The following is a 12,784-nucleotide window of genomic DNA, read 5'->3' as shown; positions in this document are numbered from 1 at the left end:
GCCTAAATAAAAAGGTAATGAAATTTTCAGAAAACGCTTTCTTTTTACGCAAAACTTGTGTTAGACTACTCCTTGGTTGGTTGTCCACACCAACTAATTCGGATTTTGATCGACCAACTTACACTTATAGATCTCAATTCTCGAATGTCAAAGGAGCTAAAATTATGCATAAGGTATCAACTGGGTTTGTGTACTTCTTCGGTGCACTCGGCGGGTTGTTGTTTGGTTACGATACCGGGGTCATCTCCGGTGCCATCCTCTTCATCCAACGCCAGATGCACCTGGGATCCTGGCAACAGGGCTGGGTCGTGAGTGCCGTCTTACTAGGGGCCATCTTAGGGGCCGCCATCATTGGCCCATCGTCAGACCGGTATGGTCGGCGTAAACTCTTATTGCTTTCTGCCATTATTTTCTTTATCGGGGCGTTAGGCTCGGCGTTCTCGCCAGAGTTCTGGACCCTGATCATTTCCCGGATCATCTTGGGGATGGCCGTGGGGGCCGCTTCAGCGTTGATTCCGACTTACTTGGCCGAATTGGCACCCGCTGATAAGCGGGGGACGGTTTCTAGCCTCTTCCAGTTAATGGTCATGACGGGGATTTTCATCGCCTACGTGACCAATTACACGTTCGCCGGGATGTACACCGGTTGGCGGTGGATGTTAGGGTTCGCCGCGATTCCAGCTGCTTTGCTCTTCTTAGGTGGGCTGATTTTACCAGAAAGTCCCCGGTTCTTAGTCAAGACGGGGAAGGTTGATGAAGCGCGGGCCGTTTTGGATACCATGAACAAGCACGACCAGGCAGCGGTAAACGCCGAAATCACCCAGATTCAAAAGCAAGCTCAAATCGTCAGTGGCGGTTGGACCGAACTCTTCGGTAAGACGGTTCGGCCAGCTCTGATCATTGGGATTGGGTTAGCCATTTTCCAACAAGTCATGGGATGCAACACCGTGTTGTACTACGCGCCAACCATCTTTACGGATGTCGGTTTCGGGGGTTCGGCCGCGTTACTGGCGCACATCGGTATCGGTATTTTTAACGTGATTGTGACGGCGGTGGCCGTTTCCATCATGGATAAGATCGACCGGAAGAAGATGCTAATCATTGGTGCCGTGGGCATGGGGATTTCCCTGTTCATCATGAGCATTGCCATGAAGTTCTCCGGGGGATCTTTTGCCGCCGCTGTGGTCTGTGTGATTGCCTTGACGGTCTACATTGCGTTCTTCTCCGCCACCTGGGGTCCCGTGATGTGGGTCATGATTGGGGAAGTCTTCCCGTTAAACATTCGGGGGTTAGGGAACTCCTTCGCCAGTGTCATCAACTGGACGGCGAACATGGTGGTTTCGTTGACCTTCCCATCCTTACTGGACTTCTTCGGCACGGGGAGCTTGTTCATCGGCTACGGTGTCCTGTGCTTCTTGTCCATCTGGTTCGTCCACAAGATGGTCTTCGAGACGCGGAACCGGTCGTTGGAAGAGATTGAAGCCACGTTGCGTGAACGGAGTGGTGAAACGGTGTCAGCAACCGTTGCGCCCGCGACGCATAGCGCGAACTAACTGAATTGAATACCAGTTTTTGGGCCGTTCCGGTGAGGGCGGTCCTTTCTGCTGTTCTTAATGAACGCGGAGTTAAATTCAATCGCAAAACTATTTTAGTTACGAAGCGGCTGTGCTATGCTTCAAGTGAGAGTGAGAATTGGTGCAGTTAGTTTTTCTTCGAACTAGTGGATAAATGACCAGAATAAGGTCATAAATAGACAAATCCAAAAGGTTTTAAAGAAGGGTGATGGCACAAATGACCAACGATTTTGTCGCGATTCCGAGCTTGGAGTCCAGTATTCGGTTATTTGGGGGACATATGCGAACCGTGGCCGGTGGCTGGAAATTCTTCGGTCAGCAACACCAATCGTTTGAGCTAATGTGTGTGGTCGCGGGCCAACAGAAGACGGAGCTGAAGCACTTGCCACCCATGGTTTATGGACCGGGAGAGGTCTTGATCATCTCGCCGGGGACCTGGCACGTGAATGAGAACGCGAGCGCGACCGAAACAATGACCTACATTACCTGTCACTTCGATATGGAAAACCTCAACTTGAAATCGAAGCTGATCAGTTATGTGGCTAATTCGGTGTACCATGCTGATAGCTTCTTTGCCCAAATGGCGCTGGAAACGGCGCACCAATTCGTAGATATCAGTAAGGATGATCAGCTGACGGAGGAGGAAAAGCAGCTACAACTGCAGATTGTTTTCCTCCAGTTTCTCTACAGTATTGTCCATAACGGGGAGAAGTTCCGCAAATCAGAACGCAGCTATACCGACCGGGAAGCTAAGTTGGCCCGGTCGTTAGCCGATCTGATGACGGATGACTTGAAGTCTGACCAACCGGTATTGGGCAGTTTCGAAGAGACCTGTCAGCACTTGAACATCAGTGCGGGGTACGGTCACCGGGTCTTTCGTAAGGTTTACGGCATCACGCCGTTACATTATTTAGAAGACAAAAAGTATGCTAAGGCTAAAATGTTGTTGGGTTCGCCAGAATACACGATTGAGCAAGTTTCGCACTTGATCGGGGCCCAGAGCGTCTCTGCTTTTAGCAAACAATTCAAGAAATGGTCGGGAACGACCCCCAGCAAATACCAGCAGCAAGCCACTCAGAAGCGGCGGGTTCGGACCGTCCGGGGAAGTGGATATTTTGAATGAAAAGGTCACGATTTGACAAAAAGCCGTCACTCCTGAATCTATCTTTTCAATCTGTAAGCGATTACAATGTAGTTGTGAATGAGACATAGCTAAAATCATCACAAGTACAAATCCCCGGAAGGCGCCTTACGGGGATAATCACATAGAAAAGCATTTCGAAGGGAGTTCATACAGATGGCTGCAAATACGGAATCGACGACCAAAGCCGCGACCGATGAATTTGCCAAACTATCTTGGCGTGAGCGAATCAGCTATGGTGCTGGGGATTTAGCGCAAAACTTAATCTTCGGGACTGTTGGTTCGATGTTACTGTTCTACCTGACCACGGTTTATGGAATTTCAGCCGCTGCCGGGGCAACGATTTTCTTAATTGTTCGTTGGGTCAACGTCTTCTGGGATCCGTGGGTCGGCGCCTTTGTCGACAAACATAACTTTAAGGCTGGGAAATACAAGCCATACTTAATCTACGGTGGGATTCCATTGACGGTTATGGCCGCATTGCTGTTCCTGCCAAGTGCCAGCTTACGGGGCAACGTGATGTACGCATTCATCGCTTACCTGCTGACCGCTTTGATTTACTCGTTCGTTAACATTCCTTACGGGGCCTTGAACGCCTCATTGACGCGGGATAACAACGAAGTTTCAACGTTGACCACGGTCCGGATGACCGAAGCCAACATTGGGAATTTATTAGTTTACACGTTCTTGCCATTGTTTGTTCAATTAGCATCACCAAATCCGGTCTCTAAGGATATCGGGTTGTTCGGAATTCACCTGAACTTAGGGGATTACACGTCTCCTAAGGCCGGGAAAGCCTACTTCATCGTGATGGCCATCTACATGGTTATCGGGTTCATCATGTTGATGACCACGTACAGTGGGATCAAGGAACGGGTCTTACCAACGGAAGAAGAATCACAATCCGTTAAGTACTCTGACCTGTGGTACGAATTTAAGAACAACAAACCGTTACAAGTTCTTGGGTTCTTCTTCTTAGTCGGATTTACTTTCATGTTCTTTGGAAACACGGTATGGCCATTCTACATGCAATACAACATTGGTCACTCCGAATGGATGGCTTCCATCAACTTGATTGGTTCCATTCCTGGGATTTTCTTAGTCTTCTTATGGCCAATCGTCCGGAAGAAGATTGGGAAGAAACAATTCTTCTACATTTTCTTAAGCCTGTTCGTTATTGGGACGTTAATTCTGTGGGTATGGTCCTTCCCAGCCTTCAAGAACGCCGTTGCCTTAGGTTACATTGGCCGGTTCTTGATGTAATGGGGGATTACCGCCGCTACTGGTTACATGTGGTCTCTGGTTCCCGAAGTTGTGTCTTACGGGGAATACAAGTCCAAGAAGCGGGTTGCCGGAATTATTAACTCCATCATGGGTCTGTTCTACAAGATTGGGTTGGCCCTTGGGGGGATTATCCCTGGGTACATTAACGCCTTCTTCAAGTTTGATGGTGCCAAAGCTACGCAAAGTGCCGGTGCCTTAGCTGGTATCCAGTGGTCGATGATCTGGTTACCAATCATTTTGGCCTTCGTTGCCATGTGGGTCATGAGCCGTTACCCATTGAGCGATTCTGAAGTTGACCGGATCAACTTGGAAATCGAAAAGGAAAAGAAAGCTAGCCAAATTTAAAGCGTCGTTGCGTTAGTCGAGTTTAGCTCAGAAAGGACGAAATTACTGATGAAAATTCAAAACCCTGTATTACCTGGATTTAACGCTGACCCAAGTTTCATTCGCGTTGGAAACACGTACTACATCGCCAATTCAACGTTCGAATGGTTCCCTGGTGTTCGTTTACACGAATCCCAAGACTTAGTTCACTGGAACCTGTTGCCATCGCCACTGTCCACCACTACGTTGCTGGACATGAAGGGGAACCCATCTTCCGGTGGGATCTGGGCACCAGACCTGTCATACGCTGATGGGAAGTTCTGGTTGGTCTACACGGACGTGAAGGTCACTGAAGGACCGTTCAAGGATGTGCAGAACTACCTGACCACGGCGGACGACATCCGCGGACCTTGGAGCGACCCAATCAAGTTGAATAACATGGGCTTCGATGCTTCATTATTCCACGACGAAGACGGTCGGAAGTACTTGGTTCAACAGACCTGGGATCACCGTGAATACCACCACCCGTTCAACGGGATTACGTTGACGGAATTCGACACCAAGACCATGAAGCTGAAGCCGGAAACGGCCCGGAACATCTACAACGGTGACGATGTGAAGTTGGTTGAAGGGCCGCATCTGTACAAGATCAACGGTTACTACTACCTGTTCGCCGCTGAAGGTGGCACGGTCTTCACCCACCAAGAAGTGGTTGCACGTTCTAAGAGCTTAGACAAGCTGTCCTTCGAGGGCGAACCAGATGGTCCATTCATCACCAACATGGACACCCCAGACTTCTACTTGCAGAAGCAAGGTCACGGGGCACTGGTCAACACGCCAGAAGGCGAATGGTACTACGCATCCTTGGTATCTCGTCCTTGGAACCATGCAACGGAATCCAGCCATGATCCACGGGGCTGGAGTACCTTAGGGCGTGAAACGTCCATTCAAAAGGTTGAATGGGACGACCAAGGCTGGCCACGGGTCGTTGGCGGTCACGGCGGTCAAGTTGAAGTGGACGCGCCAAAGGGTGCCATCGAAACCAAGGCACCGAAGGACCACTCCCAACACGACGAATTCGACAGTGACAAGTTGGACCTGAACTGGAACACCTTACGGCAACCATTCACGGACAAGTTAGGGACGGTTGGTAACGGCAAGTTGACCTTAGTCGGGAACCACTCCTTATCCAGCACGTTCGACGTTTCCATGATTGCCCGTCGTTGGCAAGCCTTTAACTTCGATGCGGAGACCAAGGTCAAGTTTGACCCAGCCCGTTACGAAAACATGGCCGGCTTAGTTAACTTCTACAACGACAAGCACTACTCATGGGTCTACATCACCCGTGACGAGAACCGGGGCCCAGTGATTGAAGTTGCGCAAAACGACAACAACAATTACACGTCCTTCTTGAAGGACCAAGCTATTCAGATTCCAGCCGGAACGGAATATGTCTGGTTCAAGACTAAGGTGCGGAAGCAATCCTACACTTACGAATACTCCTTCGACGGTTCAGAATGGCACGAAATTCCAGTTGAACTGGATGCCGCAATTCTTTCCGACGACTACGTCTTACAAACGTACGGTGGATTCTTCACTGGGGCCTTCGTGGGTCTGGCAGCGGTCGACTACGCTGGCTACGGCCAAACCGCAGAATTCGACTACTTCGATTACAAGGAATTGGGCGACGACTAACGTTGCTTGAGACCAGCATATAGATGTTATGATCAGCCCTCAGAAGGTCCACCTTCTGGGGGCTGATTTTGTGAAGAAAATAAGGTGTTTCGCCAGGTCAACCATCACCCAAATTAATTATTGAGCAACCCGGTACGAATCCCGGAATAAAAGCTAAGTTACCGCTTTCATTAAACTGTAATTCTGGTAGAATAGGAGATGTACAAAGTTTCATTCATAAAAAAGGAGTGAATGGCACATGGCATCAAATGGTAAAGTAGCAATGGTCACTGGTGGCGGTCAAGGAATTGGTGAAGCAATTTCGAAGCGTTTAGCTAACGATGGCTTTGCAGTTGCAATTGCTGATTTGAACTTAGACAATGCCAACAAGGTGGTTTCAGAAATCGAAGCCGATGGCGGCAAGGCGATTGCGGTCAAGACGGACGTTTCCGACCGGGACAGCGTCTTCAACGCGGTCAACACGGCGGCCGAAAAGCTAGGCGGCTTTGACGTGATCGTCAACAACGCCGGCTTAGGCCCAACCACCCCAATCGACACGATTACTCCGGAACAATTTGATACAGTCTACCACGTTAACGTTGCGGGGACGCTGTGGGGCATCCAGGCGGCTCACGCGAAGTTCAAGGAACTCGGCCACGGTGGGAAAGTCATCAACGCAACTTCCCAAGCCGGGGTTGTCGGGAACCCGAACTTGGCCCTGTACAGTGGGACTAAGTTCGCCATTCGGGGAATCACCCAAGTGGCAGCCCGTGACTTGGCCGCTGAAGACATCACGGTCAACGCCTACGCGCCTGGGATCGTGAAGACGCCAATGATGTACGACATCGCGCACAGAGTCGGTCAAAACGCCGGCAAGAGCGATGAATGGGGGATGCAGACCTTCGCTAAGGACATTACCTTAGGTCGGCTCTCCGAACCCGAAGATGTGGCTAACGGGGTTGGCTTCTTAGCTGGGCCAGACTCCAACTACATTACGGGTCAAACTCTTGAAGTCGATGGTGGGATGCAGTTCCACTAACCGCTTAAGGCTTAAATAATAATCTTGATAGCCGCTGTAATCTGCTGGATTACGGCGGCTATTTGCGTAGCAGGGCAGGGAAGATGTGCTTTGCCAATCAACTCTGAGCACCACCGGAGGCTAGTTAAAAATAGTCGAAAGTTAGGCGGCGACATGCTATACTGTGGGTAAACAAAAGAAGCCCTGTGTGAACAGGACTTCCAATGTAGAGCCGTTTAAGACGGTGGTAGCTTAATATTGGTTAAATAACCGCTAGCTGTCCAGAGCTAAGGCGGTTATTTTTTTTGCTGATTTTTGATCAGCTCAACAATCAATGCAATCAGGGCGATGGTAAAGGTCCCGAAAGCTAGCATTAATTGTAACGCGTCCGAAACGGACACTACGGCTACTCCTTTCGTTAGGATTTTGGGGTGCTAAAGGAATTATCCCATGAGCACCACCCCCAATCGGAAATAGCCACCGCCTTAACTGCTCTACGAAATCTAGTATACAGGGACTGGTGACAACCAGCCAAGCCTCGAAGCTTATAATAATAGTTATTGTGGGTGAATCGGCGCCAGACGGTTTTGATGGAAAAGTATGCATGATGCCGGCTGGTTAAGTTCCCCCAAGAGACTTCTTTTAGTGTTCAGCTAAGGGAAGTCTCTTTTTGATCTCACGAGGGTTCAAAAAGGCGCCCCAACAAGCTAGCGGGGCGCCATTAATTAATGAATTATAGTTTCGGTTGTTCCTGGTTCTTCGTCGCAACTTGTTGCATGTCGACTGGTTCGCCGGTCAAGGTAGTCCGGACGACGAAGACGTCGACTTGGGCCATCCGACTGACGTAAGCCGTAACGGACCCTTCAACCATGCGAGCCACGGCACTCAGTCCGGTGGCCCCCAGCATGATCAGGTCATTTTGGTGGTCACGGACGAATTCGTGGGCGATGACGGTCTTGGGGTTCCCGAACCGAACGTGATAGTCGAGATCCTTGAAGCCGGTCGCAGCCGATGTAGTCTGTACCAGTGATTTCAGGTAGGACGTGGCGTCCTGAGTCAACTCGTGGATCACGTCACCGGGCATGGAACCACTGGCGTAGAAGCCGTAATGGTTGATGCGCAACACGTTCAAGAGGTCGATGTGGGCGTGATTGGCCTGGGCGACCGCTACGGCCTTTTTGAGGGCCAACTCAGCTTGAACGGAGCCATCGATGGGCACTAGGATACGTTGATAACTGGTTTGTTCTGCCATAGTGTCCCCCTAAGCCCGGCCACGAAGCGTGATCGTGGCGGTGTCTAAGACGTGGCCGTTGATCTGGTGTAACAGGTCGTTCAACCAGAACCCATCCTTGAGGTCCAGGACCGTGTCCAGTGCGTAGACGGTCAGACTGTAGTCGTGGTCCTTATCAGGTGGGAAGGGGCCCGTGTAGTTCTGGAAGACGGCGGGGTCGGTGTTGCCGACTAGTGAGCCGGCATTGCTGTTCCGGCCGTGGATGTGGGGAACCGCATTGGTCCGGGAAACGTCCGCGGGAATCTCGCGGGTCATGCCGGGAAAGTTCGCGGCGACCCAGTGAATCCAGGGGAACCCGGAGACGGGAACGGCGTCGAAGTCGATGAGGTTCAACGCTAAGGTTTTCGTTTTCTTGGGTAATTTACTGAGACTGATGGGAAACGACGTCACGGGTTGGCCACCGTAGACGTTGTCACCGGTGGCGTACTTACTGTAGTCATCGGCAAGGTACCCGTTTTCTGTCGGTACAAAGATACGCATGAAATCCCTCCTAAGTCGTGGTGCATACCTTATTATACCGCAGATACCAGGCTCCTCGCGAGTCTTGCGGGGGAACTCCTGAACAATTCCGGCCCCGGTAGCCGATGGCAGGGCCGTGACGCCAGTGGGCACGACTTTAAGCCGCGCAAAGCCCGCCCGTCTTAAAGCTCGGCCTTGGCCTAAGTCGAGAGGACCACTCGGCTAACGCCAATTTCACCGGCTGGGCCCTATCGGCTACCGGGGCCTCACGTTGGTGCTGGTCCATAACTAAGACTGCCAGATGATTTAAGCACTACAGTGAGCCGAGAGGGCGCCCAGACAGGGCTCAGCCGTGAAATTTTCCTTGGTGAGCGTTCTTCAGCTCGCCTAGGAAAAGGCCCAGCTTCGAGACCGCTCTGTGGCTCGAAGTGGTGCCCACGGCGTTCCAGCCCTGTCTGGCCGACCGGTAAGGCGGATGACACATTCCTAATTTTTTGGGAATATCGCCACTGATATTCATCTATAATGTATAAAAACTCATATATTTAAATAAACTAGCATAATCTTGCGAAAATGATTGATTTTTAGGATGATGAGTGTATGCTGGTAACATCTTACGTGTTTGGTGAAGGGATGGATGTGTAGTGACACCAGAGAAAAAGCTGACGATTTTACAGGACTTGATTCAGATTCCTTCGGTCAATGACCATGAAGCCGACGTGGCCGATTACATTGCGGACCTGTTTGCGCCGTATCCCCAGGCTAAGGTCGAACGTCTGACCTATGCGCCCGGGCGAGATAACCTGATTGTGACCATTGGCAATGCCGCGGGTCCCCGTCTGGGGCTGTCTGGGCACATGGACGTGGTCGCCCCCGGCGATACCACAGCTTGGCACCACGATCCCTTTGGCGGCGAGATAGTCGACGGCCGGATGTACGGCCGCGGGACTTCGGACATGAAGAGCGGCCTGGCTGCTTTGGTGGTCACCATGCTGGACCTCTTAGACCAGGGCGTCGACTTGCCAGGAAGCGTTCGGTTACTGGCGACGGTGGGCGAGGAGACCGGTGAGTACGGGGCTGCCCAACTGACCGACGCCGGCTATGCTGATCATCTGGCCGGCTTGGTCATCGCCGAGCCCAGTGGCCTGGACAACGTGGTCTACACTGCCCGGGGCGTTATCGACTACAAGGTGGTGTCGACCGGGAAAGCCAGCCACAGTGCCAGTCCGGAAAAGGGCATCAACGCCATCGACAACCTGATGACCTTCTATAACGCGGTTCGGCCCTTAATGGCGCAACACACCAAAGTCGATCCCGTTTTGGGTGGTCTGTTACATAACGTCGACCTGATTTCCGGCGGTGAGCAGATCAATTCGATTCCCGCCCACGCCGAATTGATGGCGAACATGAGGACGATTCCAGCGTACCCCAACCACGTCCTGTACGCCGAATTGGAGGGTTTGATTGCCCAGCTGAATCAAGAGCCCGGCGTCCAGCTAACGTTAAGCTACAGTTACCCCGAAGAAGCGATTCCGGGGGACCCGAACGCACCGTTGGTTCAACTGGCTAAGCAGGTCAGCGACCAGGTCTGCGGTCACGATACCCAGATCGTAGGGTCCGGCGGGGCCAACGATGGCGCCGAATTCTTGCGGGCTAAGGGTGACTTTACCAGCATCGAGATCGGTCCCGGCAGCGCAACGTCGCACCAGGTAGACGAGTATGTGGATTTGGACGACTATCTGCAAGCCATTCAGATTTACCAGCAGTTGATCCCCGCATTTTTCGCCCAATTTACTAAATAACCGGCTTAACTGATTCCTGAAAATAATCATCTGAAAACTTGAGAAGTTCCCGTTTTTAGCGGGAGCTTCTTTTTTGAAATAACCTATCATTAAATGATAGGTTTATATAGTATACATTTAATCGTAAATCATGTATGATGCTATCAGCAATAATCGGGCAATTGACCAACGGGGTTCGACACCTTTTTTGAAACCGCTTAATTAGGGGGCTGAAAGGGTGCGCAAAATTAAATGGGGGGAAACAACATGCGGATGAAAACGACCACGGCGTTACTCTTGGCAGGCTTACTTTTGGGGGGCAGCCAGGCCGGTAACTTGACAAAGCAAGCACTAACGCTGACCACGCCCATCGTGGCTCAGGCAGCGACTACTAAGGATGCCCTGAGTGGCACCATCGGCACGGCGACCTGGCAGGTTTCCAGTGACGGCAATCTGACCTTAAGCAACGGGACCTTACCGTCAACCACGGTCCAAACGAGTCCACTGCGAGCTATCGTTGACCAGTTGGTGGCGGACCCGACCAATATCACGGTCACGCAATTGACGATTGGGAAGCAGGTTAAGGCGCCAGAAAATTCGTACTATCTACTGGCGAATCTACCAACGGTCACGCAATTTAACAATCTAACGGACCTGGATGTCAGCGATGTGACGGATATGAATGGGATGTTAGCCTTGAATCCGGGAATCACCACGGCCGATATCACGGGGTGGGACACCCGCAACGTCACGACTATGGATGCCATGTTTAACTCGGACTCGGCACTAGAGACCGTAAAGTTGGGACGTTTGGAGACGCCCAATCTGACGCGGATGCAGGTCATGTTTGCACTGGATAGTCACCTCACGGACCTCGATTTATCTGGCTTGGATACGGCCGGTGTGACGAATAACTTCATGATGCTGTCCAACGACTATAATCTAATGAACCTTAACTTAGGAAATTGGGCGGCGGAGACCCCCACCAATTATCTGATGGGCTACACACAGATCAGCAACTTGCGCCAGTTGACCCTGAGTCCCAAGATGACGCTGAACCAGGGAACGTTCCTTAACCTGGACACTACGCACTACCCGTTATTGGATACCGAGATCTACACGGGCAAGTGGGAGAACGTTCAGGATAAGTACGTGCCTGCGGGGACGCCGGGCAAGCGTGCGTACACCACTAGCGAATTGGAAGCGCTCTATGACGGCACCCATACGGATGAGTTGTCTGGCAATGAGACTTACCAATGGGAACCGCTACTGACGCCGGAAAAGGAAAATGGCGCGCCGGTCACGGTCCGTTATCACGACCAGGACGGGAAGACCATTAAGGAAGACGACCAATTGACGGGTAAGCTGGATGAGACCTTTACCGTCGAAGCACCGACCATTGACGGCTACACGTTACAGGATACCCAAGGTGTCACTTCCGGGACCTACACCACGGACCCCCAGAGCGTGACCTTCGTGTACCAAAAGGACGCGGACGAGTCGTTGAATTCCTCGAGTTCATCTAGCGCCACGACCCCATCTGGCGATACTAATTCGGGTGGTGGCTCCAGTACGGATTCGTCCAGTACCACCGGCTCATCGTCTGCCGGAAGTTCCAGTAGCCTCGAATCGTCGGGGTCGGCCAACCTGGTTCAACCTAAGATGAGTGTGACGGCGGTCAAGAAGATTGGGTTCTACCGGACGGCAACTTTCTCGGCGAAGAATCGGGTGAAGTGGTTCCCTAAGCAGACGCGGGCCAAGCGGCCACAGTTCGTGGTGGTTAAGACGGCTTACTCGAAAAAGGGACTCTTACGCTACCAGGTCAAGGACGTGAATAAGGGCTCCAAGACTTACGGCAAGCGCGGTTATATCACGACTCAGCAAGCTTACGTCAAGGGAACTTACGCCACGACCAAGCCTAAGGCCATCAAAGTGGTCAAGGGACTAAACGGCTACCGGGATGTGAAGTTAAGCCACAAGCAGACTCACTACCGGCAGGGTCAACGTTTGGCGGTCAAGAAGCTGGTTCGGCATAACCTGACCACGCGGTACCTGTTGAAGAACGGGCAATACGTGTCCGCGAACTTGAACTTTAGTCAGGCAGTGAAATAAAAGGTGACACGCAAACATCCTAAGATTAGCGCTGTAAAACTGTCTTGGTTTTACAGCACTTCCTTGAGTGACATTGCTATAGCTTTATTAGGACCGGCCTTAAAACAAAAACGTGGTGATCGTCAC

General features: G+C 51.5%; 8 protein-coding genes and 2 pseudogenes. 7 read left to right on the top strand and 3 right to left on the bottom strand.

Annotated elements, in window-relative coordinates; genetic code table 11:
* Positions 1-164: 164 nt before the first annotated feature.
* The 5 genes and pseudogenes from FD30_RS09515 to FD30_RS09495 all read left to right on the top strand — a co-directional run bounded on the left by FD30_RS09515 (position 165) and on the right by FD30_RS09495 (position 7,036).
* The gene (locus FD30_RS09515) at positions 165-1,553 is read left to right on the top strand and encodes a sugar porter family MFS transporter (protein ID WP_056944828.1); all 1,389 of its coding nucleotides are present in this window, start codon (positions 165-167) and stop codon (positions 1,551-1,553) included.
* A gap of 238 nt (positions 1,554-1,791) precedes the next feature.
* A complete protein-coding gene (locus FD30_RS09510; RefSeq protein WP_024747158.1) occupies positions 1,792-2,697 on the top strand; it encodes a helix-turn-helix domain-containing protein in 906 nt (301 codons plus the stop codon).
* Between the two features lie 174 nt (positions 2,698-2,871).
* Positions 2,872-4,344 (top strand): annotated as a pseudogene (locus tag FD30_RS09505) (MFS transporter).
* Positions 4,345-4,392: 48 nt separating this feature from the next.
* Positions 4,393-6,018, top strand: coding sequence for a glycoside hydrolase family 43 protein (locus tag FD30_RS09500; protein ID WP_056944827.1), 1,626 nt, complete (start codon positions 4,393-4,395; stop codon positions 6,016-6,018).
* A 238-nt stretch (positions 6,019-6,256) separates the two neighbouring features.
* On the top strand, positions 6,257-7,036 hold the full coding sequence (locus FD30_RS09495; protein ID WP_024747161.1) for a (S)-acetoin forming diacetyl reductase: 780 nt from the start codon (positions 6,257-6,259) through the stop codon (positions 7,034-7,036).
* 275 nt (positions 7,037-7,311) lie between these two features.
* Here the strand turns inward: FD30_RS09495 and FD30_RS11890 are convergent.
* The 3 genes and pseudogenes from FD30_RS11890 to FD30_RS09480 all read right to left on the bottom strand — a co-directional run bounded on the left by FD30_RS11890 (position 7,312) and on the right by FD30_RS09480 (position 8,786).
* Positions 7,312-7,483 (bottom strand): annotated as a pseudogene (locus tag FD30_RS11890) (putative holin-like toxin).
* A gap of 265 nt (positions 7,484-7,748) precedes the next feature.
* Positions 7,749-8,267 carry a universal stress protein gene (locus FD30_RS09485; RefSeq protein WP_024747163.1) on the bottom strand — a complete coding sequence of 173 codons (519 nt, stop codon included), beginning with the start codon at positions 8,265-8,267 and terminating at the stop codon, positions 7,749-7,751.
* Positions 8,268-8,276: 9 nt separating this feature from the next.
* Entirely contained in the window at positions 8,277-8,786 is a 510-nt protein-coding gene (locus FD30_RS09480; protein WP_024747164.1) for a YbhB/YbcL family Raf kinase inhibitor-like protein, read from the bottom strand.
* A gap of 623 nt (positions 8,787-9,409) precedes the next feature.
* Between FD30_RS09480 and FD30_RS09475 the strand changes: the two genes are divergently transcribed.
* Together FD30_RS09475 and FD30_RS09470 are read left to right on the top strand one after the other, a co-directional pair.
* On the top strand, positions 9,410-10,567 hold the full coding sequence (locus FD30_RS09475) for an ArgE/DapE family deacylase (RefSeq protein ID WP_056944825.1): 1,158 nt from the start codon (positions 9,410-9,412) through the stop codon (positions 10,565-10,567).
* Between the two features lie 246 nt (positions 10,568-10,813).
* Positions 10,814-12,658 carry a MucBP domain-containing protein gene (locus FD30_RS09470; protein WP_056944824.1) on the top strand — a complete coding sequence of 615 codons (1,845 nt, stop codon included), beginning with the start codon at positions 10,814-10,816 and terminating at the stop codon, positions 12,656-12,658.
* The last annotated feature ends 126 nt before the right edge of the window (positions 12,659-12,784 follow it).

This window comes from Levilactobacillus namurensis DSM 19117 (genome assembly GCF_001434785.1).
Classification (GTDB): Bacteria; Bacillota; Bacilli; order Lactobacillales; family Lactobacillaceae; genus Levilactobacillus; species Levilactobacillus namurensis.
This window is presented reverse-complemented; position numbering and strand designations above follow the sequence as displayed.